The sequence below is a fragment of the Photorhabdus luminescens subsp. luminescens genome (assembly GCF_001083805.1).
GTDB lineage: Bacteria > Pseudomonadota > Gammaproteobacteria > Enterobacterales > Enterobacteriaceae > Photorhabdus > Photorhabdus luminescens.
This window is the reverse complement of the sequence record NZ_JXSK01000001.1, coordinates 63,864-87,038: the sequence shown is the minus strand read 5'-3', so window position 1 is coordinate 87,038 and position 23,175 is coordinate 63,864. Positions and strand designations below refer to the sequence as shown.

Genomic DNA, 23,175 nt, shown 5'->3' with positions numbered 1-23,175 from the left:
TCTAAGACGATGGCCAAATGAGAGCACTTTTGTTTTATGAAAATAATGTCTAATCAATCTCTGACAGCAATATTAATCAGTACGCTATTGCTAACAAGTCCTCCTGTTCTCAGCGCCTCTATTGAAGATTCATTGCCAGATATCGGTACCACGGCAGGTTCAATCCTGAGCATCAATCAGGAACTGGCAATGGGCGATTTCTACGCTCGCCAGATGCGTGACAACGCTCCGCTGATTTATGACCCATTATTGACACAATATATTAATGCCATTGGACAAAGGCTGGTGGCTCATGCGGACTCAGTTAAAACGCCTTTCCATTTCTATCTGATTGATAACCCGAATATCAACGCCTATGCTTTCTTTGGCGGTAATGTGGTACTCCATGCTGCGCTTTTTCGTTATAGCCGTAATGAAAGCGAACTTGCCTCCGTAATAGCTCACGAAATTTCTCACGTCACTCAACGCCACCTGGCGCGAATGATGGAAGATCAGCAACGCACAGCACCGCTAGCCTGGGCAGGCACGCTAGGTTCTATCCTTTTACTCATGGCTAACCCACAAGCAGGGATGGCAGCCCTCAGTGGGACTATTGCGGGTGTACAACAAGGCATGATCAGTTTTACTCAATCCAATGAACAAGAAGCTGATCGTATTGGCATGCAAACATTACGTAAAGCTGGCTTTGATCCTCAAGGTATGCCAGCCTTTATGCAGATTATGGTCGATCAAACCCGTTACAGTTCTAAGCCGCCAGAAATGTTACTCACCCACCCGCTACCTGACAGCCGCCTTGCTGATGCGCGTAACCGCGCTAATCAATATCCGGCCCAGAACATTCCACAATCTCAAGACTTTTTGTTCGCCAGAGTCCGTGTTATGGGCATGTACACCACCGAGCAACGCAGCTATCTTGAACAAATTTTGGAAAATTACCGTAGAGGCACAGCTAAAGAGCAACTTGCCGCCGCTTATGGCCGAGCAATCTTGCTTGCTCAAGATAAAAAATACACTGAAGCACAGGCTATTCTGGAACCACTGTTAGCAAAACAACCGGATAATATCTGGTTTATTGACACAATGACTGACATAGACATCGAACAGAACCGAATTGCTCAGGCTATCACCCGGTTACAGAACGCGTTACAAAAACAAAAGGACAATTTGGTATTACAAATTAATCTCGCTAATGCGCTTATTCACGCAAAGCAATATCAACAAGCTTTAAAACTACTCCACCGCTATACATTCAATAACCCAGATGATCCAAACGGTTGGCGCCTGATGGCCGAGGCTGCCGCCAAGCAAGGCAAACGCCATGAAGAATTATCAGCGCATGCGGAAGAAATGGCCCTTCGCGGTCAATTTGACAATGCCATCAAATACCTCAGTAGCGCCAGCGCGCTCGTAAAATTAGGCAGTTACGATCAAGCACGTTATGATGCTCGTATCGATCAATTACGCCAGCTACAACAGCGTTACAGTCAATACAAACGTTAAGGAATTCTCATGCAACAGGTGACGATTTATCATAATCCCCGCTGCTCCAAAAGCCGTGAAACTCTGGCTCTTATTGAAGAACGGGGAATTAAACCACAAATTATTCTCTATTTGGAAACTCCTCTCACTGTAGCGCAATTATCCGTTCTGCTAGAACAGCTTGGTTTTCATGATGCACGCCAATTGATGAGAACGAAAGAAGATCTCTACAAGGAGTTGAATCTGGCTGATGAAAAACTCACTCAGCATGATTTACTGAAAGCGATGATCGCCAATCCTAAACTGATTGAACGCCCAATCGTCGTTTGCGGTGATAAAGCTAGACTTGGACGCCCACCGGAAAAAGTAAAAGAAATTCTTAATTGATAAGAATAGATATGATGATGGTGACACCACCATCATCTTTAAAGGTGCAAAATATCCTTCACAAATGGAATCGTCAACTTGCGCTGAGCAACTATCGAAGCATGATCTAACTGATTCAATGCCATAAACAGAGTTCGCATTTCTCTGTCCAATCTTTTCAGTAAAAAGCGCCCTACATCTTCTGGCAATTCAAAACCACGTAACTTCGCTCGCAATTGCAAGGCTTGTAATTTTTCATCATCGGAAAGCGGTTGTAATTTATAAATTTGCCCCCAATCCAGACGAGAAGCCAAATCAGGTAACTTAAGATTAATCTGGCGAGGCGGGCGATCGCCGCTAATCAGCAAACAAGTGCGACCAATCTCCAGAATGCGATTATAAAGATTGAAAATCGCCATTTCCCACTCTTCATCACCAGCAATACTCTCAATATTATCAATACAAACCAGTGATAAGTGTTCCATGCCATCAAGCACCTCAGGGATAAAATAGGCGCGTTTATCCAGCGGAACATAGCCCACAGCTTCATCTTTCAGGGACAACTCAGCACAGGCGGCATGCAACAAATGACTTCGGCCTCCACTGTCACGGGACCAGAAATAAATATAGCTGCCATGCGGCTGATTAATGGCCAATTTGATTGCAGCTAACAGGGTGGCATTTTCCCCCGGAAAGAAACTGGCGAAAGTTTCATCATCGGGAAGATACAAAGGTAACGAAAGCTGCGATGGCGTGTTCAGAAGCACCTCAAACAGAGCTGGTAATAAACGCCAGCAAGTTTATCACAGAAAATAGTTGTAAATGAACTGTATAGGTAAATAATAAAAAAACTATTTTTAAGATTCAATAAGTTAAATCCATTCCAGCTCTACCAGCGCATAATGTTTTGTCATAATATAGAACGGCCCGCAAGCACTTGTAAAATAATGGTTTAGTCGAACAACTTAAAAACCTCTCTAATGATGAAAATCAACGGATATTTACGTAATATTTTTAGGCACCAGAACTAGTTCCATTTCATCGGCCAAATCTTTAAGTTTTTCGTTAACTTCTTTAGAAGTAGCTGCTGGCTCAGATTCAATAGACACACTCAAATCTCCTTCTTTTACCCGATCCCCAAAAATTATTATCGCTTTGCTCCCGTGCTGCTTAGAAGACCATCGAATTGCTTGAGCATCAGGATTATCATGATAAATTTTGGCTGCCCATCTTCGAGTAATATGATAATCCGATGCCTCTGATTCTATTAACTGGCTCTGAATAATTCCCCACTTCTTCAGTATTCGTGGATTGATATCCACATACTTGATATCTTTTCTCGGAATAATTCGGCTACGCGCTAAGTCATCTAGTTTACCAAGATAAACAGGTATACCGGAGCAATTCAATGGAATATCATGTAAAATCGTCTCCATAATAGCTACCCCTATGTTTTCACCACCATAGATTGTCGGAACGAAAATTCCATTATTCTTGAACGGGCTAAAACGAGCATTGCCAATGCCAGGATTAAATTCAATCCCTTTAAACTTAATTCTATGAATACGTTCAATAGGTGTACCAGCTTTCCACTTTTGAATCTTAACTCCTGTATTCTCTGGAGGAAATGGTATATTTTCTTGAAGCTCCTTTTCATCATCAACCATGACGCGGCCCTTCAACTTCTTCTTTGGCTGCCATATAAACATCATCAAGTTGAGTTAATAAAAGATCCTTTGGCTTTTTATTACTGAGCCAACTATTTGGTGTACCAAACCAAATAGCTATTGACCAGGGCGTTTTGTTCTTAAACAGCTCAATAACGTTTTTTATCACAGGTAACGGCTGGCCGCCTTCGTCTAGAGCATACAACGGGAATAGATCTTTACCATTAATGGGCAATGCGAATATTTTTTTCGACTTTTTCAACCGATTTGCCGCAGCGCTGGAATTAACCGATTTAGATCCGGTTAATCTGCTAAGTTCACTTGCAGTTAGCCACTTTGAATCAGTAAGGATCTGATTTTTTAATTTTTCGAGACGTGCTTCATTACGGGAAGCAAATTCACTTTCAGATGGTTCAGTCACCAAAGGCAAATGTTTGTGTTTATTGAATGTAGTGACAGCAGTTACTGCGCTAGCTATTGCAAGCTTAATATCATAATAATCAATTGATCTTGGCAATTTCACGACAACATATTGATCTGCCTCATCAACGGGAATATCAGACAAATTGATATGTTTAGCAACATCCTTATTGCTTGACAACTCAATGGTATCCATTGAAAGGAAGTTAAAGCTAACATGCTTCGACTTAGGGTGGGATTTGGTAATCATACTGCCTCCATAGTGTATCTACTTGAGTGCGTATTTTGCATATATTACTTATATGGATGATATGGCGTATTTATGAAAAAGGCAAAGATTAACGATCCATAGCCGATAACCATACGAGGTATAAACCAGCACTCACCCTCATTCCATAAGTAAAAAATCCCGCTGCAACGTCCTAATCTAACTTGACAATTTCACACTATGTACAATGCAAACGAAGATCACATTCCATCCCTATTCCTTAAACTATTCTTGATTAATATGCGAACAGAATCGCAACATATTTAACATAAGTTGCTAGTCTTAATAAAGTGAAAGCTCTCATTAACCACTTATCCCATAAGAAACGATATAACAAACTGGAGACTGAGCAATGAAAAAAATCCTATTGTGTTGTGCAGCCGGTATGTCCACCAGCATATTGGTACAACGTATGCAAGCAGAAGTGATAAAACGGGCATTGGACATTGAGATCAAAGCAGCCCCCATAGTTGAATTAGAACACCTGATAACCGACGTTGACGTTGTTCTACTCGGCCCACAAGTGAAGTATCAATTATCTCATTTTTCCGCTATCGCCAAACCACTCGGCAAACCAATAGACGTTATTGACATGATGGATTATGGCACCCTTCGTGGTGATAAGGTTCTCGATAAGGCATTAAGCCTGTTGGAATAAGCCATTTCACCACCACTTGGAGTCCCTCATGAGTCTCTATACCTCTTTTACTTGTGTCTTAGAACGCTATATTATCCCGATTGCCGGGCGAATCGGTAACCAGCGGCATATTATTGCAATGCGTGACGGTTTTATCTCAGCCATGCCGTTTTTGATCATCGGCAGCATGATGTTAATTGTGGCAAACCCACCCTTCGATTTACAGACTACATCCTCATTCGGCCAAGCTTGGTTGTCCTTTGCCAAAACTCACTGGGGCACCATTACCATGCCTTACTTTATGACTATGGGCTTAATGAGTGTCTTTGTTGCGGTCGGCGCCGCCTATAGTTTGGCTAAATCTTACGGTCTGGATGGACTAACTTCTGCTTTACTGTCACTGGTAGCGTTTTTGCTAGCAGCAGCACCACAGATAGAAAACAAAATAGCTCTCGATTTCCTCGGTGGCGCCGGTGTATTTACCGCTTTAATTTGCGCTGTCTGGTCAGTTGAACTAACGCGTCTACTAAAAAAATACAACATCACCATCCGAATGCCAACGCAAGTACCGCCAGCAATCGCCCGTTCTTTTGAACTTCTGTACCCAGTCATAGGTATCTTGTTGACAGTTTATCCTGCCAGCTTGCTATTACAGAGTGAATTCAATCTACTTATTCCCGCAGCCATAATGCAGATGTTCCACCCACTCATCTCCGTCGGTGATACTCTGCCTGCCATTATACTGGCGCTACTCATTTCTAACCTACTGTGGTTTGCCGGTATTCATGGCGCCAACATTATCACTGGCTTGATGGCCCCTATTTTTATGGCAAATATTGCTACCAATGCCACATTAATGGCTCAAGGTACTGCTGCAACACAAATTTTTACTGATCCTTACTGGTCATTTTATATCTGTCTTGGCGGCTCTGGTTCTACACTGGTTCTGGCGATTCTTTATCTGCGCAGCCGTTCTATACATTTGCGCACTATTGGAAAACTGGGCGTAGTTCCATCCATATTCAATATTAACGAACCACTGCTATTTGGTTCACCGATTGTGATGAATCCAACCTTATTTATTCCTCTATTGGTTGTGCCATTGGTCAATGCAGTATTGTCCTACAGCACCCTGCATCTTGACCTGGTGCATAAAACGGTCGCCCTTTCCCCCTGGACTGCACCGGCACCATTCGGCGCAATGATTTCCGCCGCCTGGGATTATCGTGCGGCAGTGCTAGTTGTCATGCTAATGATAATCGACCTTTTTATCTGGTATCCCTTCTTCAAAATTTATGAAAAACAGTTGCTCAACGAAGAAGATAAACAACGAGAAAACACAGCATCCACCGGTGTAGAAACTCAATCCCAACCCTAATTTTCGGAGGATTTACACATGGATTTAGAACAACCTATTGATTTAGAAAAAATTATTGTAGAACTGCTGATTCATGCCGGAAGCGCACGCAGTCATGCGCTAATGGCCTTACAACATGCCAGAAACGGTGACTTTCAAACAGCACAAACACTGATGACTGAATCCCAACAGGCAATCAAAGAAGCACACACCATTCAAACTACCCTCATCGGATTGGATGAAGGTTGCGGTAAATTACCGGTCAATCTCATCACCGTCCATGCGCAAGATCACTTAATGAACGCAATGGTTATTCAAGATCTTGCCAGCGATATGATTGAACTCTATCGCCGAATACCATCACAAGAGGAAAAAATATGAAACGAGTCAAAATAGCTGTTATTGGCGGCGGTAGCAGCTACACCCCCGAATTAGTCGAAGGGCTTATTCAACACAAAAAAAGCATTCCACTATCTGAACTGGCATTAGTTGACATTGACAGTGGAAAACAGAAAGTAGAAATTATCGCCGCGCTTACTCGCCGTATGTTAGCTCGTCACAACATGGAACACGTTATTGTCAGCGTCCATTTCACACCAGATGACGCCATTCGCGGCGCCAGTTTTATTTTGACTCAATTGCGTGTCGGCCAGCTTCCGGCACGTGCTGCGGACGAACGTCTGGGGTTAAAATATGGCTTGATCGGTCAGGAAACTACCGGCGTAGGCGGATTTGCCAAAGCGCTACGTACCATCCCCGTTTTACTAGATATCGCCTATAAAGTCGAGCAACTTGCCCCAGACGCATGGATGATTAACTTCACCAATCCAGCCGGGATCGTCACCGAAGCAATCTCCCGCTATAGCAAAGCAAAAATTATTGGCTTATGTAACGTCCCAGTCACAATGCATCACATGATAGCTAATATGTTACAACGTCCTTATCAGGACGTGCAGTTACGCTTTGCCGGGCTTAATCATATGGTCTGGGTGCATCAAGTACTGGTTTCAGGTCAGGATAAAACTCAACAAATTCTTGATATGCTATGCAATGGTGCTGTTTTAACCATGAATAATATTCAAGAGGCACCCTGGCCTCCACCACTACTCAAGGCACTAGGCGCAATCCCCTGCCCTTATCACCGCTATTTCTATCAAACCCGCAATATGTTACAGGAAGAGCGCGAGGCTGCGGTCGAACAAGGCACTCGGGCAGAACAAGTTATGAAAGTAGAACAGGAACTATTCGAACTGTATGCTGATCCAGAACTTGATCACAAACCAGAACAACTCAGTTTCCGCGGTGGCTCATTCTATTCTGAGGTCGCACTGGATCTGATTTGCGCCATTCATAACAATCTTGATAACCAATTGGTGGTCAATACCACAAACCACGGTGCTATTCGTGGTTTACCGGATGATGCCGTCATCGAAACCAATTGTATTATTAATGCAGAAGGCGCCCACCCGCTGACGTTCGGCCGTTTGCCTGACAGTATGTATCCTTTGACACAACAGATAAAAACTTATGAACGCTTGACGATCAAAGCAGCCATTTATGGCGATCGCAATGCTGCGCTATTAGCACTGATTACCAATCCACTGGTTGCCGATGCAGATATTGCTTCACCACTATTGGATGACGTATTAATGATAAACCGTGATTATCTGCCACAATTTCGGTGAATAAACAGTAATTAATTTGAAATTAGGATCGGAATAAAGTTAAAGGGATACCCATTATTACCAACTAATACTGGTATTGTTAATTGATTTTGTCACTTTTTTTGCGGTGCAATACGCAATTATTTCTCACACTAAGTTTAAACAAGAAAGTTTGTATTATACTGTGATGAAATCAATTGATTGAAGAATACTGAAATATAAAGTTTCAACACGTTGAAATTTTGGGAAACTCTATGCCTTTTAAAATAGAAAACCTCGGATATGGAGAAGCACATATCTCAGATTTTGAGGTATTTGGCGTGGAATATACTTTGATTATAATGGAAATTATCTCAAAGGGAGATTCTTCTGTCGTTTTACCTGAAAATTACAGATTTAACCGGGGCTGTTTTTTCGAAGTCTCATTTGACGCAAAAAACAAGTTAGATCCAAACGGGAGGGGTTATGTCATATATACATCATGAACAAGCTGAAAAAGAAAAGCTTGAACTCGAAAAAGCAGTAGCTAAAAAAGCGGAACGTATGAGAGCGGCCTACAGCGCCCTAAAAAAATCTGAAAGAGAGGGCACTGTTCAGTATCTCAATGAAAAACGAAACTGGTACGTAGTCCGCTAAACACTTGAGAGGAGCTTTTCGCTCCTTTTTTACTCCACAACTTTTTTACTCCACAATATGTTATTGGGAAATCTTAAAACAATAGCCAATCTTAAAACAGGTGATATCGTAAACATTAATATCAATGAAGAAGGAGCAGTTATTCAAAAAGTAGTCAAGAAACGATTAACTAAGTCTGATTTACTAAATGGCTTATCTGCTTATACTGCTCATGCTGACGAACTGGCAGCACCGAGTCACAAAGAGCTAGATGGCTAATGTCCATTCCTAAACGTGGAGATATTTGCTGGCTTGCTTTCGAACAAAATCTCCCTTACGAATAAGATAATTATCACCATCCCCGCCTCTTCATAATGAAAACTACTCAAAAAGCGGGGAAATCAGTTCAAGTTTATTGCCCTGTTATTTACTATGCTTAACAGACTCAACGGAAGATTCAATATACCGTTCTTCTGGACGAAAAACAGTAATCAGACGGAAAATCAAACTCATAACGATACCTACAATCGTTGCCAACGCCATACCTTTAAGTTCGGCAACACCGATATTAATTTTCGCTCCACTGACGCCAATAATAAGAATAACGGAAGTCAGGATCAGATTTTGCGCTTTGTTGTAATCCACTTTGGAATCAATCAGCACCCGAATACCTGACGCGCCAATAACCCCATAAAGCAACAGCGAGACCCCCCCCATAACTGGAACCGGCACGGCCTGAATTGCCGCCGCCAGTTTACCGACGCAAGAGAGCAGAATCGCCAGTATCGCAGCGCCGCCAATAACCCAAGTGCTGTAAACTTTAGTAATTGCCATGACGCCAATATTCTCGCCATAAGTCGTATTCGGCGTTGAACCAAAGAAACCGGAAATCACGGTTGATAAACCATTTGCGAACATAGAACGATGCAAACCCGGCTCTTTTAACAAATCTTTCTTCACAATATTCGCCGTTACAACTAAATGACCAACATGCTCAGCGATAACAACCAGCGCCGCGGGCAAGATCGTCATAATAGCGAACCATTCAAAACGTGGCGTATAAAAAGTCGGCAATGCAAACCACGGCGCTTCGCGTACCGGTGTCAGGTCAACTACACCCATCAGGAACGCCAACCCATAACCTACCAAAACGCCAATAAGAATCGGAATAATAGCCAGGAATCCGCGGAACATAACTGAACCAAGGACGGTTACCGCCAGCGTTACCATAGAAATTGTCAAGGTTGTCGGATCAACAGCGGCACCTTCCGCCGGGCGTAAACCTGCCATATCAGCCGCAACACCAGCAAGTTCCAGACCGATAACAGCAACAATCGCCCCCATTGCCGCAGGTGGAAACAGCACATTAATCCAGCTTCGCCCTGCTACTTTGACAATCAGTGAAACCAGACAAAATAGCACACCACACAGAATAAACCCTCCCAGAGCCAACTCATATCCCAGTGGCAACAACAATAAAACCGGCGAAATAAAAGCAAAACTCGATCCCAAATACGCCGGAACCTTTCCCTTACAAATCACCAGATACAACAATGTACCGATACCGTTAAATAGCAGAATGGTCGCCGGGTTAACTTTAAATAAAATCGGCACCAATACCGTCGCACCAAACATAGCAAAAAGATGTTGGAAGCTGAGTGGGATGGTCTGTAAAAAGGGAGGCCGCTCATCTACGCCAATCGCACGACGGGTCATTTTCTTTATCCTCTTAATATTCTTGCGTTAGAACCAAAAAAAAGCCGACTTAAAAGTCGGCTAACTTATTATTTCGTACCAAATATTTTATCGCCTGCATCCCCTAAGCCGGGCACAATATATCCCTGTTCATTAAGTCTCTCATCAATAGAAGCTGTATACAGTTCCACATCAGGATGGGCTTTTTCCAACGCAGCAATACCTTCAGGAGCAGCCACTAAAACCAGCACTTTAATTGACTGGCAGCCTGCTTTTTTCAGTAAATCGACAGTTGCAATCATGGAGCCGCCGGTTGCCAACATGGGGTCAACCACCAGCGCCATACGTTCATCAATATTGGAAGCCAGTTTCTGGAAATAAGGGACAGGTTCTAAGGTTTCTTCATTACGATAAACCCCTACGACGCTAATCCTGGCACTGGGAACATTCTCCAATACACCATCCATCATACCCAACCCCGCACGCAGAATAGGTACGACAGTTATTTTTTTACCTTTAATCTGCTCAACTGCTACCGGACCACACCAGCCATCAATAGTGACTTTTTCAGTTTCTAAATCAGAAGTTGCTTCATAAGTCAGAAGGCTTCCAACTTCTGCGGCCAGTTCACGAAAGCGTTTGGTGCTGATATCATGTGCTCGCATCAGGCCGAGTTTATGTTTAACAAGTGGGTGATTCACCTCAACGATCTTCATGGACCTCTCCTAACTGTATGTCATGTCGCCAGCAGACAAAAAAACGGCGAGATTATACCGTCTTTTACCCATAACACCACTACCAATCCGTTGATTTTCATCAAACATAGCCCTGCTTGTAGAGAATTGAGATCCTAAACAAGAGTCTCGCAAACGTTTGCTTAGACTGTTAGAATTGTTACTATTCTGTCTTAATTTATCAAACGCAACCGCCTTGGGGGCTTCGAGTGACCAACAAAACCTCTCTCAGTTATAAAGATGCCGGTGTCGATATCGACGCCGGCAATGCCTTAGTCAACCGCATCAAAGGTGTTGTAAAACAGACCCGCCGCCCAGAAGTGATGGGCGGTTTAGGTGGGTTTGGCGCTTTATGCGCATTACCACAAAAATACCGTGAACCCATTCTGGTTTCTGGTACTGATGGTGTCGGCACCAAGTTACGTTTGGCAATGGATCTCAAACGCCATGACACTATCGGCATTGACTTAGTTGCAATGTGCGTCAATGACCTGGTTGTTCAAGGTGCAGAACCCCTATTCTTCCTCGATTACTATGCTACCGGGAAATTGGATGTCGATACTGCCGCCAGCGTTATCACCGGTATCGCAGAAGGCTGTCAATTATCTGGTTGTGCTTTGGTTGGCGGTGAAACCGCAGAAATGCCGGGGATGTACCACGGTGAAGATTACGATGTTGCCGGCTTCTGCGTCGGCGTGGTTGAAAAATCAGAAATCATCGATGGTAGTAAGGTTCAAGCGGGTGATGCTTTGATTGCCCTCGCCGCCAGTGGTCCTCACTCAAACGGCTATTCTCTGATACGCAAAATTCTGGCCGTCAGCAACACCGATCCCGAAACAACAGAGCTTGAAGGTAAATCGCTGGCGGATCACCTACTCGCCCCGACAAAAATTTATGTGAAATCCCTTTTATCTTTGATTGAGCAGGTTGATGTTCACGCTATTGCTCATCTGACTGGCGGCGGTTTCTGGGAAAATATTCCGCGGGTTCTGCCTGAAAATACCCAAGCGCAGATTAACGAATCCAGTTGGCAATGGCCGGCCATATTTAATTGGCTGCAACAGACTGGCAACGTTAGCCGTCATGAAATGTACCGTACATTCAACTGTGGTGTCGGAATGGTAATTGCATTACCACCAACAGCCGTTGAACAAGCGATTGAATTACTCACTGCTGCCGGTGAGAAAGCCTGGCATATCGGCACTATCGCCACTATCGCCACATTGAAAGAGGGTGAACAACAGGTTGTTATTCAATGAAAAATATCGTTGTCCTCATCTCTGGCAGCGGCAGCAATCTCCAGGCGGTGATTGATGCCTGCCAACACAACAGAATCAATGGGCAGGTTTGCGCGGTATTTAGTAATACAGCAAATGCTTACGGTCTGTTACGCGCTAAACAGGCGGACATTCCCTCCCATGCCATTAGCCCAAAAAACTATGCAGATCGTCAGGCTTATGATGAAGCGTTGAAGCGTGCCATTGATCAATATCAGCCAGATTTGGTGGTCCTCGCAGGTTATATGCGCATTTTGACGCCGGATTTTGTACAACACTATCTTGGTCGCCTGTTAAACATTCATCCTTCTCTATTACCCAAATATCCTGGGCTGCATACTCACCGCAAAGCGATAGAAAATGGTGATACAGAACACGGCACTTCCGTCCATTTTGTAACAGAAGAATTGGATGGCGGTCCGGTGATCCTGCAAGCTAAAGTTCCTATTTTTGCCGATGATCAGGAAGATGAGGTTGTTAAACGGGTTCAGACTCAGGAACACGATATCTATCCGTTAGTTATCAACTGGTTTGTCGAAGGACGCCTAAGTATGGCTAATGGCAAAGCGTATCTGGATGGAAAGATTCTCCCTCCAGAAGGCTATGCCGCAGAATAATCTATTTATTAACGGCTAATTACAGTACAGTGCTGTGGTAATATACCCGGCACTGTGAACTATTATTAATCATGCCCTTTACTTTATTAAAAACACTGAGGTGCCAAATGTCTGGTGGTTCTGATACTCCACCTGTTAGGTTACGTCCCCTTGAGCGGGAAGATCTCCCTTTTGTCCATCAATTAAATAACAATGCCAGTGTTATGCGTTACTGGTTCGAAGAACCTTACGAAGCTTTCGTTGAACTATGCGATCTGTATGGCAAACATATTCACGACCAGAACGAACGCCGGTTTATTATCGAAAGTGCTGATGCTAAAGTTGGCTTAGTTGAATTAGTCGAAATCGACTATATCCACCGCCGGTCAGAATTTCAGATTATTATCGATCCCGCCTATCAGGGCCAAGGTCATGCAACCAAAGCAGCAAAACTGGCAATGGAATATGCATTTTCCGTACTTAACCTGTACAAACTCTACCTGATTGTTGATAAAGATAACGCCAAGGCCATTCATATCTATAATAAGCTAGGTTTCTACACTGAGGGCGAATTAATAGACGAATTCTTTATTAATGGCAGTTACCGCACAGCCATTCGCATGTGCATTTTCCAACATCAATATTTTGCCTCCAAGCAAGATGAAAAAATGAGTCAGCAATTACAGACAAGAATATAGCGACAAACGACACCCCGTCGTATTCAAAGTTTTAATACTTTTACCTCAACACCTGGAGTAACAATGTCCCAAGACAGGCTCTATACCGAGAAAGAACTTAGTTGGTTATCATTCAACGAACGTGTGCTTCAAGAAGCAGCGGATAAGAGCAATCCATTAATAGAACGGATGCGGTTCCTTGGTATTTACTCCAATAATCTGGATGAATTTTACAAAGTCCGTTTTGCTGATGTAAAACGGCGAATATTAATTAATGAAGAACGAGGATCGGCCGCCAGCGCTCGGAATGTATTGAAAAAAATTCAAGCTAAAGTGGCTAAAACCGACCAAGAATTTGATGTACTCTATAATGAATTGCTACTAGAAATAGCTCGTAATCAAATTTTTCTCATCAATGAGCGACAAATTTCACCAAATCAACAAATCTGGTTACGCCAATACTTTCGTCAACATCTGCGGCCGCACACTACGCCAATCCTTATCAATCCAGAAACCAACCTGGTTGAATTTCTGAAAGATGACTACACTTATCTGGCAGTTGAAATTGTTCACGGCCAGAATATTCAATATGCACTATTGGAAATTCCGTCAGATAAGGTGCCACGTTTTGTTAACTTGCCGCCTGAAATGCCACACCGCCGCAAATCAATGATCCTGCTAGACAATATCATGCGTTATTGTCTTGATGAAATTTTCAAAGGCTTTTTCGATTATGATTCACTAAATGCCTATTCAATGAAAATGACCCGTGATTCTGAATATGATTTAGCAACCGAGATGGAATCAAGCTTGCTCGAACTCATGTCATCTACATTGAAACAACGGCTGACAGCGGAACCAGTAAGATTTGTTTATCAGCGAGAGATGCCGGATGAAATGGTGGAATTACTGCGTAGCAAACTTGGCTTGTCAAACGATGACTCAGTGATTTCCGGCGGACGTTATCACAATTTTAAAGATTTCATTAAATTCCCCAATGAGGGGAAGAAAAATCTACTCAATAAACCTTTGCCGAGATTACGACACACCTGGTTTGATAATTTCCGCAATGGTTTTGATGCGATTCGTGAACAAGATGTGCTGCTCTACTATCCCTATCACACTTTTGAACATGTACTGGAATTATTACGTCAGGCTTCTTTCGACCCCAGTGTACTTTCCATCAAGATCAATATTTATCGGGTAGCAAAAGACTCCCGCATTATTGATTCCATGATCCATGCTGCCCATAACGGTAAAAAAGTGACTGTTGTGGTTGAATTACAGGCCCGATTTGATGAAGAAGCCAATATCCATTGGGCCAAACGACTAACCGAAGCAGGTGTACATGTTATTTTCTCAGCGCCGGGACTAAAAATTCACGCAAAATTGTTCTTTATTTCCCGTCTGGAAGGTGAAGAAATTGTTCGCTATGCTCATATTGGTACGGGTAATTTTAATGAAAAAACCGCTCGCCTCTACACCGACTACTCCTTACTGACAGCCAATCCGCAAATTACTAACGAAGTGCGCCGAGTATTCAACTTCATTGAGAATCCTTACCGTCCAGTTAAATTTGAAAACCTGATGGTTTCGCCGCAAAATTCCCGCGCGATGCTCAACCAGCTTATTTCACAGGAAATCGCCAATGCTAGAGCAAATAAGCCCGCAGGCATCACGTTAAAGATTAATAATTTGGTTGACAAAGAGCTGGTGGACCGCTTATACGACGCTTCAGAAGCGGGGGTAAAAATACGTCTACTGATACGCGGTATGTGTTCGCTAGTACCCAATCAACCCGGATTTAGCGAAAATATTCAGATCACCAGTATCGTTGACCGTTTCCTCGAACATGATCGAGTTTACGTATTCACTAATGACGGAGATGAAAAAGTCTTTCTCTCATCTGCCGATTGGATGACCCGTAATATCGACTACCGAATTGAAGTTGCGGTTTGCTTACTTGATCCACAATTAAAACAACGGGTACTGGATATTCTCGAATTACAATTCAACGATACGGTAAAAGCCCGTTACGTTGATAAAGAGCTGAGCAATAGTTATGTGCCTCGGGGTAATAAGCGGAAAATCCGGGCGCAACTGGCTATTTATGACTATATAAAAGCCCTCGAACAACCTGAACCAAGAGCTTAATTTATGCCGCTAACACACGACAAACCGACACCCAGACCAATAGAAATTGCGGCTATTGATCTGGGTTCAAACAGTTTTCATATGATTATCGCACGAATTGTTAACGGTGCATTTCAGATCCTGGGCCGCTTAAAACAACGCGTCCATCTTGCCGACGGCCTTGACCACAACAATCGATTAAGCGAAGAAGCAATGGCACGCGGTCTTGCCTGTCTGGCTCTATTTGCTGAACGATTACAAGGCGTTCCTGCTGATAATGTTTGTCTGGTGGGCACTCACAGCTTACGTGAAGCCAGTAATGCAAAAGAATTTATCAAACGTGCTAAAGATGTTATCCCCTACCCGATTGAAATTATTTCCGGCCATGAAGAGGCCCGCCTAATCTATATGGGCGTGGAACATACGCAACCAGAAAAAGACCGTAAGCTGGTGATTGATATTGGCGGCGGCTCCACTGAACTGGTGATTGGTGAAAATTTTGAACCCTTATTAGTAGAAAGCCGACGCATGGGATGCATTAGTTTCGCCCACCAATTTTTTCCCGATGACGAAATTAGTGCAGAAAAATTCCGCAGAGCACGGCTTGAAGCCGCGCAAAAACTGGAGAATCTCTCATGGCAGTATCGCATCACAGGCTGGAATTCAGCGCTTGGCGCATCCGGGACAATTAAAGCGGTTTATGAAGTACTGGTCGCAATGGGGGAAAAGGACGGATTAATCACCCCTGAACGATTGGAGATGTTAGTCAAAGAAATACTCAAATTCAAAAAGTTAAAAACCTTCGACCTACCTGGATTATCAGACGATCGTAAACATTTTTTTATTCCTGGCTTGGCTATCTTATGCGGTATATTCGATGCCCTGCACATAAAAACATTACAACTCTCAGATGGGGCGCTACGCGAAGGCGTTTTGTATGAAATGGAAGGCCGTTTCCGTCATCAAGATATTCGCCAGAGAACCGCAAAAAGCTTAGCTGAACACTATAATATCGACAGAGAACAGGCCAAGCGTGTACTTAATACGACGGAAACACTTTACAAACAGTGGGCAATGCAGAACCCCAAACTGGTACAACCTCAACTCGAAGCGATTTTACACTGGGCAGCAATGCTACATGAAGTTGGATTAAGTATTAACTTAAGCGGATTACAACGACACTCTGCCTATATTCTACAAAACACCAATTTACCGGGCTTTAATCAGGAACAACAATTACTACTGGCAACCTTGGTTCGCTGTCATCGTAAAACAATAAAACTGGATGATTTGCCAAGATTCAATTTATTCAAGAAAAAACAGTATCTGCCATTAATTCAAATCCTACGTTTAGCAACGTTACTCAATAATCAACGCCAATCCACAACCACGCCTGAATCACTCAGACTGGTTACTGATGATAGTCATTGGGCGCTCTACCTGCCTTACAATTATTTATCAGAAAACACCCTGATGCAGCTTGACTTAGAAAAAGAGCAAGGTTACTGGCATAACGTTACGGGTTGGCAATTAGAAATAGCTGAGGAATCAATATAACGACTTCAAATAATGAAAAAAAGAAGCAATTTCAAATAACTAAACTGATTTTACTTATTAGCTTTCTCATTTTATTTGGCCGTTTCATTTATACCCTATGGATTTCAAGATGCATCGCGACGGCAAGGAAGCGAATCCCCGGGAGCATAGCGAACTATGTGACCGGGGTGAGTGAGCGCAGCCAACAAAGAAGCAACTTGCAAGATAACGGGTATAGCACTGATTATCACTAATCAATGTCATTACTTCACTGTTTCCTCGAAGAATTCGGGGAAACAAATGATCACAAATGTCATAATTTCAAAAGAATGACACCCGCTATGATAATCACAATGCCAATCCACTGAATTTGGCTCAACCGTTCTCCGCGAATAAAAAAGCCTAATAAAGCAGTGACGCCACTTGCCAATGAACTCAGAACGGTAACAACGGCAACATGTCCCGTTGCAGAACCGTAAGCTAATGAAGCAAACCCGATTAAACTAAAGAAACTAATTGAAAAAACCAGAGCGATAATTGAAATCGGCGGTAATGATAAATTCCCTTTTTTTAACAGTGTGAGGAACAAAACAACCACAGCAGTTAAATAGTAAACCCATAACGCATTAATAACCCCCAGATCTCTAACAGCAAATTCCCCTTGCAGCCAGAAACCTAAACCAAACATCAGTGAAGATAAAAGTGCAAAAAAAATTGAACCGGATGATTCTCGTTGTCCATCTTTTGATTTGGGTATACTGGTTAGACAAGCGCCAACAACACACATAAATAGACTAAACAAAACCAAAGCGGTCATTGGTTTCCCATTTATTAGTGATAAAATCGTGGTAACGGCGCCATAAAGCGAAACAATCGGCGCGACAATCGAAGCTTTGCCGATCGATAATGCTTTAAGCAGAAACACCATTGCCATTAAATTACAAACCGAAGCAACAATACAGATGGTCAATTGAAAAAAACTTGCATTAACAAACGACATCTCAAAATAAAAAAACAGCAGCAATGATAAAACAAAAAAACCAAATAGCTGACTATAAAATAAAGACTTAGCAACACCGACTTTTCTTGCCACTTGCCCTGCCAAAAAATCAGTACTTCCCCAGCATAATGCTGAAATCAACCCCATCAGAATAGCCATAATGATAATCTCTTATTAATTTGTTTTTAACTGTACGCTATTAGCAATACATGCGGCATTTTCCATCGCTTCCTCACAGCTATTACCATAAGCCAGAACATGACCGACAATAGAACCAAAATTTTTACTTTTCGATGAACTTTTACTTTTGGATAAACTTTTACTTTTGGATAAAATAGTAAAAGGTGTTTTTTTAAACCCTGCGGAGATGAAATAAGGGATATCAGCATCTATCCTAATATCATTGACAACCCCCTCACCACGATAAAAAACAAATGCATCAGCGACAAATGGATAAACTCTTTCCGATTCTGGCGATATAGAACTTTCGATACCACAAACAAAGTCTACCAAATACTTGACCATATTAATCCCGGTGGTCATGAGGACCTGTTGAGCCGCTCTGGCGCCCGCTATACGCAAATTAATTTCAACTAATACAGGCCCACGAGAGGTATAAATAAATTCTACATTTATTACGCCCCCCCGTAATCCCAAAACGGTTACCCACTCTTTGACAAGCTTACAAGCCATTGTAAATTCAAATTCAGACAACTCAGCAGGATGAGATAAACCTGTCATACACAAGCTATCATCAGGAGAAACAAAAATTCTATTGATACCAATTAAATGCCATTCATCATGACTATAAACTAATTCAGCCCCATAAAAATTTCCTTGCAGGAATTCTTCTATCAAGAACTCCTCATTGACTTCTCCAAGCATTGATATTGAGCCATTAGATGAAATTTCCGCAATCACATGGTGATAATCACCTAAAGACTTACAAAGTGATACCCCATAAGCCCCTGCATCACGAAGTGGCTTAATAACAAACGGAAAAGGAACTTTAGGATTTTCTGGCATATTATTATAAGCAAAAACCTCGTAGGCCGGTTGTTCATAACCATGTTGTGCCAAGATATCCCTAACATTCTTCTTACTAAATGCGTTCCTCAAACCTTCTATATCCGAGTGAGGTAAACCAAATTCTAACGCCACTTCAGACGCCACAATCATAAAATCATCATAGCAGCCTAAGATCGCTACAATAGGAATGCAGTTATCTTTAATTAAATTAATGATATCCGTACTACTTCTCGTATCTAAATAATAAACATTATCAAATAATTCCTTCTTCAAATCATCATATAATCCTTTATTCATTGACTCCATTGACGTAAATAATACAGGAGAAAATCCTAAATTTCTAATATAATCAATCGCTAAACATTCAACCGGTCTTGCTTCAATAAAAATAAAAACGCCCATATCTCCCCCATCATCAGTTAACAATTATTACTCTATACACATTTCATTCACTCTTTAAATCATCTATTTTTATTAATAAATAAAATTCACATCAAAATTAAGACAGCCTAATTATCATGTATAGTTCCAACGAAGGTGACTTTCAAATACAAAAACACTCAAAACACAACCAGACTCAATTCTTTAATACATAACTGATTCAATAATAATAGAAATTTATTCATAAAAAATAATTTTTCCGGCCAGAGAAAATATTTATTCATTTTTAAAATAAAAAAACAAAAAATTATTCTATTTTAATAATTAATTTTATTTGACATATCAGGCTTTATATACTGTTATTAATACTGCATTGATTTAAGGATATTTTTTAGTTAACGGAATAAATTGTTTAAATTAATTTATTGTTCCCAAATCTTCTTCTTATATATTTTCATTTATAGGAGTGTTTATGTCATCTCATGAAATTAGAAAAACAGTATTCAGCCCCTCTCCGTGGGAAAATAAAATGGGATATTCGAGAGGAAAAAGAGTTGGCAATCAGATCTTTATTGCAGGATGTGTCGCTTCAGACGGTGATGGAAATGTTATGGGAGAAAATGCTTACAAGCAAACTCTATTTATCATAGAAAAAATTGAGAAATATTTAAAAGAGCTTGGCGCAGAACTGACTGATGTTGTCAGCACAGTAACACATTTAACAGATTTCCAACATTTCGATGATTACTGTCGAGCGTTTAATGAAAAATTTGGCGATATACGTCCGGTCAATACCACCATTGCCGTTAAATCGATGGTGAAACCAGAACATTACGTTGAAATTACAACTATTGCCATCGACAGCAAATAGTTAAATCAAAGAATAATACCAATGGTAATTGATTTATCTGGAGGCTTGGCATGAATAAAATTAGCGTGCTCCCCGACTCTACTCTTAATGGGGAAATAGTCATACCATCATCTAAGCCTCATATCCAAAGAGCGCTGCTATTAGCACTGTTGAATGAAGAAACAACAACCGTAAATAATATATCGTGGTGTAGCGAAACAGAAGATCTCCTTATCGCTCTACAACAGTTTGGGCTACAAATTCTGGATAGAAGTGAAAATCATATTATATTGAAAGGAACACGTCCAATATATCATTGTAACGGGATTATTAATGCTAATGGCTCTGGTATGTTATTTAGAATCAGTATCGCTTTAGCGTCACTGACAGAAAAAGAAGTTCGTATAAAATGCAATGATTCACTGTTTAACAGAGAAAGCCTGTATGATGAATCATTTTTTTCATACCTGAATGTCTTTGTGGAAAAGCGAGAAGAAAATATCGTCGTCGTCTCCAGGAGAATATATCCGTCACAGTCACCATTAAACTTCAATAAGAGCACTCAATTCCTATCATTCTCTCTTCTTGTTTCGCCATTTATTAAAGGGAAAAATATTCTCATTAACAACAACGGCGAAACTAAGAATGGATATGTCGATATAACAATTAAAATGATGGCATTGCTGGGAAGTAAAATCACCCGAATAGGCAGCACATTTATTTCAACTGAATATCAACCAAAGGATATAACTATCAACATCCCTTCGGATTTTACATCACTAAGCTACATCGCTTCGTCGATATTAAGTATTAATCGACCAAGTAAAGTTACTATAAAAAGTTATTATCTAGGGAATACCATTAACGAAAAAGTATTATTTGACATATATAAAAAATTTGGTATGAATTTAAGCTACAATCCAATTAAAAATGATCTTAATATCATCTTGGAGAAGGAACATAACGCTATTACAGATGAAATCCATTTAAATGAACTCCCTTCCGTTGCCACTAATATTATCGCGGCAGCGATTAATGGCAATGGAGATATTACATTTTCCGGTCTTAATGCTATAAACAATCACAAATGTCAACGAGCATTTATTATCAACGAAAATATACGCATGATGGGAGGAAAAAGTTATTTAATTTTTAATGACACTGGAGCTTTCAACAAAATAAGGATTAATGGTAACGGGCCATTAAAAGGCGGCGCTGAAATATTCAGTTACTATGATCATCGAATTTGCGCATCCAATATTATTGTATCACTAGGGGCAAGAGAGCCAACAACCATTAATCACATACATAAATTAGATGATGGTTTTCCAGGATTCATCCAATCCTTAAGTTCTCTCGGAGCTAGAATAAGTAAGCTAACAGTATAATAAGCGAGATAAAAATATGAAGTATTATGGTAATAATCATCCGCCATTTATCGAAATAAACAAAACCAGATCACTAAATGGTTCAATAACTTTACCTGCCTCAAAAAGCTCTTCAACTCGCGCCATTCTGACTGCATCATTAACGGAAGGTACAAGTAAAATAAATAACATAGCATTAGGGAACAATACAACAGCAATGAAATTAAACTGTTCCCATTTAGGAGCATCATTTAATAATAATATTACAGGGACAATCGTAGAAGGCATAGATGTCAGAAAAATTGATAAAAAAATCATCTTTAACCCTGGTAATTCTGGCGTTGTATTACGGCTATTAATGGGTGTATCCGGTTATTTGCCTGATACTGAGTTTATTACAGAATACAGTCACTCCTTAGGTACACGATCACAATCAGAAATGGTCAATGCACTAAAATTACTCAATATTCAATGTACCGCAGTTGGGCCTGATTCATTTTTACCAATAAGCATGAAATCAGATAGAAACATCAGTAGTTACACTGAAATTTCATGCAGAAAGAGCTCTCAATTCCTGAGTGGATTACTTTATTTAGGTGCTATTAGTGAACGAGATCTGCAAATAAAAGTCACCGATACCATTACCGCGCCATCAATGGTTCACACAACAATTAATAATTTACGCAAAGCCGGCATTAATATTGAGTATGACGATAAATTCCGCAATTTCTTTACGACAGGAAAGAGTCGATTTATCCCATCAGAATTTAGCGTCGGCGCTGATCCAGCCAGCACGGCAGCAATCCTTGCACTTTGCGCCTCACTGAATTCCGACGTTACCCTAAATGGTTTCTTTGAGGAAGAATTAGGTAACGGCGCGGTAGTGGATTATTTAATTAACAGCGGAACGAAAATCAGCTTTACCAGAGAAGATTGTCTCAACATTCGCTCTGGCGGCCCCCTAAAAGCGCAGGATTTCGATGGTTCATTAGCACCAGATGCTGTACCTGCACTTGCTGCATTAGCTGCGTTTGCCGACGGTAAAAGCGTTTTCTATAACATTGAACATATCCGCTATAAAGAATCAGACAGAATTTCTGATTTTCGGCGAGAGTTGGACAAAATAGGGGTTAGATCCGAAGAGAAGCTAGACCAATTAATTATTTATGGCAACCCATATGGATATAAAGGCGGTGTTATTGTTGATGGTCATTACGATCATGGATTAATCATGGCGCTCACAACAATAGGTTTACATTGTGATGAACCACTCATTATTAGTGAGCCATATCATGTTGGTCAAACCTATCCAGAATATTTCGCCGAAATATCCACATTAGGCGCCGATGTGAATGAATTAAAATATTCTGGACCTATACCAGAAGACATTTAAATATCATTAATAACTCTTAACCAAAGGAATTCAC

23 protein-coding genes are annotated in these 23,175 nt (G+C 41.2%); 16 read left to right on the top strand and 7 right to left on the bottom strand.

The genetic code is table 11. From position 1 onward, the window contains the following. Positions 1–36 precede the first annotated feature (36 nt). Both bepA and arsC read left to right on the top strand, forming a co-directional pair. On the top strand, positions 37–1,500 hold the full coding sequence (gene bepA, locus TI10_RS00375; protein WP_049581207.1) for a beta-barrel assembly-enhancing protease: 1,464 nt from the start codon (positions 37–39) through the stop codon (positions 1,498–1,500). Between the two features lie 9 nt (positions 1,501–1,509). Continuing rightward, positions 1,510–1,866: an arsenate reductase (glutaredoxin) gene (gene arsC, locus TI10_RS00370; RefSeq protein WP_049581206.1), complete on the top strand. Its 357-nt coding sequence runs from the start codon at positions 1,510–1,512 to the stop codon at positions 1,864–1,866. 38 nt (positions 1,867–1,904) lie between these two features. Here arsC and hda read toward each other — a convergent pair whose 3' ends face one another. The 3 genes from hda to TI10_RS24715 form a co-directional block, all read right to left on the bottom strand. After that, positions 1,905–2,612: a DnaA inactivator Hda gene (gene hda / locus TI10_RS00365; protein WP_011146972.1), complete on the bottom strand. Its 708-nt coding sequence runs from the start codon at positions 2,610–2,612 to the stop codon at positions 1,905–1,907. A 234-nt stretch (positions 2,613–2,846) separates the two neighbouring features. Then, on the bottom strand, positions 2,847–3,512 hold the full coding sequence (locus TI10_RS00360; protein WP_049581204.1) for an RES family NAD+ phosphorylase: 666 nt from the start codon (positions 3,510–3,512) through the stop codon (positions 2,847–2,849). Then, positions 3,505–4,182 (bottom strand): hypothetical protein, encoded by a 678-nt coding sequence (locus TI10_RS24715; RefSeq protein ID WP_053093407.1) that lies wholly within the window; start codon positions 4,180–4,182, stop codon positions 3,505–3,507. Before TI10_RS24715 ends, TI10_RS00360 begins: the two co-directional genes overlap by 8 nt. 370 nt (positions 4,183–4,552) lie before the next feature. Here TI10_RS24715 and TI10_RS00350 point away from each other — a divergent pair, with 370 nt between their 5' ends. The 6 genes from TI10_RS00350 to TI10_RS23315 all read left to right on the top strand — a co-directional run bounded on the left by TI10_RS00350 (position 4,553) and on the right by TI10_RS23315 (position 8,752). Then, positions 4,553–4,858, top strand: a complete 306-nt coding sequence (locus TI10_RS00350) for a PTS sugar transporter subunit IIB (RefSeq protein ID WP_049581203.1) — start codon at positions 4,553–4,555, stop codon at positions 4,856–4,858. Positions 4,859–4,886: 28 nt separating this feature from the next. Beyond that, complete coding sequence (locus TI10_RS00345; RefSeq protein ID WP_049581202.1) at positions 4,887–6,215, top strand: PTS sugar transporter subunit IIC; 1,329 nt, start codon at positions 4,887–4,889, stop codon at positions 6,213–6,215. A gap of 18 nt (positions 6,216–6,233) precedes the next feature. Next, positions 6,234–6,575, top strand: coding sequence for a PTS lactose/cellobiose transporter subunit IIA (locus tag TI10_RS00340; RefSeq protein ID WP_049581201.1), 342 nt, complete (start codon positions 6,234–6,236; stop codon positions 6,573–6,575). Beyond that, complete coding sequence (locus TI10_RS00335; RefSeq protein ID WP_049581200.1) at positions 6,572–7,879, top strand: 6-phospho-beta-glucosidase; 1,308 nt, start codon at positions 6,572–6,574, stop codon at positions 7,877–7,879. Before TI10_RS00340 ends, TI10_RS00335 begins: the two co-directional genes overlap by 4 nt. Positions 7,880–8,323: 444 nt before the next feature. Then, the gene (locus tag TI10_RS24710) at positions 8,324–8,494 is read left to right on the top strand and encodes a hypothetical protein (protein ID WP_155416447.1); all 171 of its coding nucleotides are present in this window, start codon (positions 8,324–8,326) and stop codon (positions 8,492–8,494) included. A gap of 57 nt (positions 8,495–8,551) precedes the next feature. Continuing rightward, entirely contained in the window at positions 8,552–8,752 is a 201-nt protein-coding gene (locus tag TI10_RS23315; RefSeq protein WP_074524865.1) for an AbrB/MazE/SpoVT family DNA-binding domain-containing protein, read from the top strand. A 144-nt stretch (positions 8,753–8,896) separates the two neighbouring features. Here TI10_RS23315 and uraA read toward each other — a convergent pair whose 3' ends face one another. Continuing rightward, on the bottom strand, positions 8,897–10,189 hold the full coding sequence (gene uraA, locus TI10_RS00325) for a uracil permease (RefSeq protein ID WP_049581198.1): 1,293 nt from the start codon (positions 10,187–10,189) through the stop codon (positions 8,897–8,899). Positions 10,190–10,257: 68 nt separating this feature from the next. Continuing rightward, positions 10,258–10,884, bottom strand: a complete 627-nt coding sequence (gene upp / locus TI10_RS00320) for a uracil phosphoribosyltransferase (RefSeq protein WP_049581197.1) — start codon at positions 10,882–10,884, stop codon at positions 10,258–10,260. Positions 10,885–11,111: 227 nt separating this feature from the next. On the opposite strand from upp, the gene purM reads away from it, so the two are divergent. From purM to ppx, 5 genes are all read left to right on the top strand, one after another. Further along, a complete protein-coding gene (gene purM / locus TI10_RS00315) occupies positions 11,112–12,161 on the top strand; it encodes a phosphoribosylformylglycinamidine cyclo-ligase (RefSeq protein ID WP_049581195.1) in 1,050 nt (349 codons plus the stop codon). Then, the gene (gene purN / locus TI10_RS00310; protein WP_049581194.1) at positions 12,158–12,796 is read left to right on the top strand and encodes a phosphoribosylglycinamide formyltransferase; all 639 of its coding nucleotides are present in this window, start codon (positions 12,158–12,160) and stop codon (positions 12,794–12,796) included. The genes purM and purN overlap by 4 nt, the downstream gene beginning before the upstream one ends. Positions 12,797–12,903: 107 nt before the next feature. Next, positions 12,904–13,473 (top strand): spermidine N1-acetyltransferase, encoded by a 570-nt coding sequence (gene speG / locus TI10_RS00305; RefSeq protein WP_049581192.1) that lies wholly within the window; start codon positions 12,904–12,906, stop codon positions 13,471–13,473. A 63-nt stretch (positions 13,474–13,536) separates the two neighbouring features. Further along, positions 13,537–15,606: a polyphosphate kinase 1 gene (ppk1, locus tag TI10_RS00300; protein ID WP_049581190.1), complete on the top strand. Its 2,070-nt coding sequence runs from the start codon at positions 13,537–13,539 to the stop codon at positions 15,604–15,606. 3 nt (positions 15,607–15,609) lie between these two features. After that, the gene (gene ppx, locus TI10_RS00295; protein ID WP_049581188.1) at positions 15,610–17,142 is read left to right on the top strand and encodes an exopolyphosphatase; all 1,533 of its coding nucleotides are present in this window, start codon (positions 15,610–15,612) and stop codon (positions 17,140–17,142) included. 292 nt (positions 17,143–17,434) lie between these two features. On the opposite strand, the gene TI10_RS00290 is transcribed toward ppx, so the two are convergent. Together TI10_RS00290 and TI10_RS00285 are read right to left on the bottom strand one after the other, a co-directional pair. Beyond that, positions 17,435–18,280: a DMT family transporter gene (locus TI10_RS00290; RefSeq protein ID WP_049581187.1), complete on the bottom strand. Its 846-nt coding sequence runs from the start codon at positions 18,278–18,280 to the stop codon at positions 17,435–17,437. A 15-nt stretch (positions 18,281–18,295) separates the two neighbouring features. Further along, on the bottom strand, positions 18,296–19,552 hold the full coding sequence (locus TI10_RS00285) for an ATP-grasp domain-containing protein (RefSeq protein ID WP_049581186.1): 1,257 nt from the start codon (positions 19,550–19,552) through the stop codon (positions 18,296–18,298). Positions 19,553–20,003: 451 nt separating this feature from the next. Between TI10_RS00285 and TI10_RS00280 the strand changes: the two genes are divergently transcribed. From TI10_RS00280 to aroA, 3 genes are read left to right on the top strand one after another with little or no spacing between them, the layout of a single operon-like run. Further along, positions 20,004–20,402: a RidA family protein gene (locus TI10_RS00280; RefSeq protein WP_049581185.1), complete on the top strand. Its 399-nt coding sequence runs from the start codon at positions 20,004–20,006 to the stop codon at positions 20,400–20,402. A 50-nt stretch (positions 20,403–20,452) separates the two neighbouring features. Beyond that, on the top strand, positions 20,453–21,769 hold the full coding sequence (locus TI10_RS00275; RefSeq protein WP_049581184.1) for a 3-phosphoshikimate 1-carboxyvinyltransferase: 1,317 nt from the start codon (positions 20,453–20,455) through the stop codon (positions 21,767–21,769). Between the two features lie 16 nt (positions 21,770–21,785). After that, the gene (gene aroA / locus TI10_RS00270; protein ID WP_049581182.1) at positions 21,786–23,141 is read left to right on the top strand and encodes a 3-phosphoshikimate 1-carboxyvinyltransferase; all 1,356 of its coding nucleotides are present in this window, start codon (positions 21,786–21,788) and stop codon (positions 23,139–23,141) included. Positions 23,142–23,175: the final 34 nt, after the last annotated feature.

Coding starts and splice junctions, on each gene's coding strand:
- bepA (WP_049581207.1), top strand. CDS start 37: ATGAAAATAATGTCTAATCAATCTCTGACAGCAATATTAATCAGTACG.
- arsC (WP_049581206.1), top strand. CDS start 1,510: ATGCAACAGGTGACGATTTATCATAATCCCCGCTGCTCCAAAAGCCGT.
- TI10_RS00360 (WP_049581204.1), bottom strand. CDS start 3,512: ATGGTTGATGATGAAAAGGAGCTTCAAGAAAATATACCATTTCCTCCA.
- TI10_RS24715 (WP_053093407.1), bottom strand. CDS start 4,182: ATGATTACCAAATCCCACCCTAAGTCGAAGCATGTTAGCTTTAACTTC.
- TI10_RS00350 (WP_049581203.1), top strand. CDS start 4,553: ATGAAAAAAATCCTATTGTGTTGTGCAGCCGGTATGTCCACCAGCATA.
- TI10_RS00345 (WP_049581202.1), top strand. CDS start 4,887: ATGAGTCTCTATACCTCTTTTACTTGTGTCTTAGAACGCTATATTATC.
- TI10_RS00340 (WP_049581201.1), top strand. CDS start 6,234: ATGGATTTAGAACAACCTATTGATTTAGAAAAAATTATTGTAGAACTG.
- TI10_RS00335 (WP_049581200.1), top strand. CDS start 6,572: ATGAAACGAGTCAAAATAGCTGTTATTGGCGGCGGTAGCAGCTACACC.
- TI10_RS24710 (WP_155416447.1), top strand. CDS start 8,324: ATGTCATATATACATCATGAACAAGCTGAAAAAGAAAAGCTTGAACTC.
- TI10_RS23315 (WP_074524865.1), top strand. CDS start 8,552: ATGTTATTGGGAAATCTTAAAACAATAGCCAATCTTAAAACAGGTGAT.
- uraA (WP_049581198.1), bottom strand. CDS start 10,189: ATGACCCGTCGTGCGATTGGCGTAGATGAGCGGCCTCCCTTTTTACAG.
- upp (WP_049581197.1), bottom strand. CDS start 10,884: ATGAAGATCGTTGAGGTGAATCACCCACTTGTTAAACATAAACTCGGC.
- purN (WP_049581194.1), top strand. CDS start 12,158: ATGAAAAATATCGTTGTCCTCATCTCTGGCAGCGGCAGCAATCTCCAG.
- speG (WP_049581192.1), top strand. CDS start 12,904: ATGTCTGGTGGTTCTGATACTCCACCTGTTAGGTTACGTCCCCTTGAG.
- ppk1 (WP_049581190.1), top strand. CDS start 13,537: ATGTCCCAAGACAGGCTCTATACCGAGAAAGAACTTAGTTGGTTATCA.
- ppx (WP_049581188.1), top strand. CDS start 15,610: ATGCCGCTAACACACGACAAACCGACACCCAGACCAATAGAAATTGCG.
- TI10_RS00290 (WP_049581187.1), bottom strand. CDS start 18,280: ATGGCTATTCTGATGGGGTTGATTTCAGCATTATGCTGGGGAAGTACT.
- TI10_RS00285 (WP_049581186.1), bottom strand. CDS start 19,552: ATGGGCGTTTTTATTTTTATTGAAGCAAGACCGGTTGAATGTTTAGCG.
- TI10_RS00280 (WP_049581185.1), top strand. CDS start 20,004: ATGTCATCTCATGAAATTAGAAAAACAGTATTCAGCCCCTCTCCGTGG.
- TI10_RS00275 (WP_049581184.1), top strand. CDS start 20,453: ATGAATAAAATTAGCGTGCTCCCCGACTCTACTCTTAATGGGGAAATA.
- aroA (WP_049581182.1), top strand. CDS start 21,786: ATGAAGTATTATGGTAATAATCATCCGCCATTTATCGAAATAAACAAA.